The 1076-nt window shown below is 71.8% G+C and carries 1 protein-coding gene; it reads left to right on the top strand.

Going from position 1 to position 1076, the window contains the following annotated elements; all coding sequences use genetic code 11:
* Positions 1-1076 (top strand): FAD-dependent oxidoreductase (locus VQ03_RS30510; RefSeq protein ID WP_048454693.1); only part of this gene is annotated, 1076 nt, incomplete at both ends.

Below are 1076 nucleotides of genomic sequence, written 5' to 3'. Positions count from 1 at the left end.
CGAGGTCGACGTGCCGGTCTTCCACGCCCAGCGCGTCACCGACCTGGCGACCGCGGCGCGCGCGGTCGCGGAGGGCCATGTCGACATGGTGGCGATGACCCGCGCCCACATCGCCGATCCGCATCTGGTGAAGAAGCTCTCGGAGGGCCGGGCCGACGACATCCGCCAATGCGTCGGCGCGGGCTACTGCATCGACCGGATCTATGTCGGCGGCGACGCACTCTGCCTCCAGAACGCCGCCACCGGCCGCGAGGCGACGATGCCGCACGAGATCCGCCGGGCGGATGTCCGCCGCCGCATCGTGGTGGTGGGCGCCGGGCCCGGCGGGCTCGAGGCGGCCCGGGTCTGCGCCGAGCGCGGCCACGCCGTGGTGCTGTTCGAGAAGAGTGGGCAGGCCGGGGGCCAGATCGGCCTTGCCGCGAAGGCGGGCTGGCGCGAGGCGCTGTCGGGCATTCCCCGCTGGCTCGTCGCGCAGGCGACGAAGCACGGCGTGGACCTCAGGCTCAACACCGAGGCGACGGCGGAGGCGATCCTGGCGGAGAAGCCGGACGTGGTCGTGGTGGCGACCGGCGGCACGCCGTCCCGCGGCCACGCCAAGGGCGCCGCGCAGCACGCCGTCACCACCGCCGAGGTGCTCTCCGGGACGGTCGAGCCGACCGGCTCGGTGCTGCTCTACGACGAGATGGGCCAGCACAATGCGGCCTCCGTCGCCGAGCACCTCGCCAAGCGCGGCTGCCTCGTCGAGATCGCCACCCATGACCGCATGGTGGCGGAGGAGGTCGGCACCACCAACCAGCCGGTCCACCTGCGCGAGCTCTACAAGCTCGGCGTGGTGATGACGCCGAACATGGAGCTGATCGAGATCTATCCCGAGGGCAACCGGTTCGTCGCGGCGTTGCGCAACACCATGACCGATGCCGAGGAGGAGCGGGTCGTCGACCGCATCGTGGTCGATCACGGCACCCTGCCGGTCGATGCGCTCTATCACGCGCTCAAGGCGTCGTCGGTCAATCGCGGCCGGATCGACCAGGACGCGCTCCTGCGCGGCGAGCCGCAGCCCTTCGACCTGTCCAAGG

The sequence above is a fragment of the Methylobacterium tarhaniae genome (assembly GCF_001043955.1).
GTDB lineage: Bacteria > Pseudomonadota > Alphaproteobacteria > Rhizobiales > Beijerinckiaceae > Methylobacterium > Methylobacterium tarhaniae.
The sequence above is the reverse complement of the archived record's forward strand: the minus strand, read 5'-3'. Positions and strand labels throughout refer to the sequence as shown.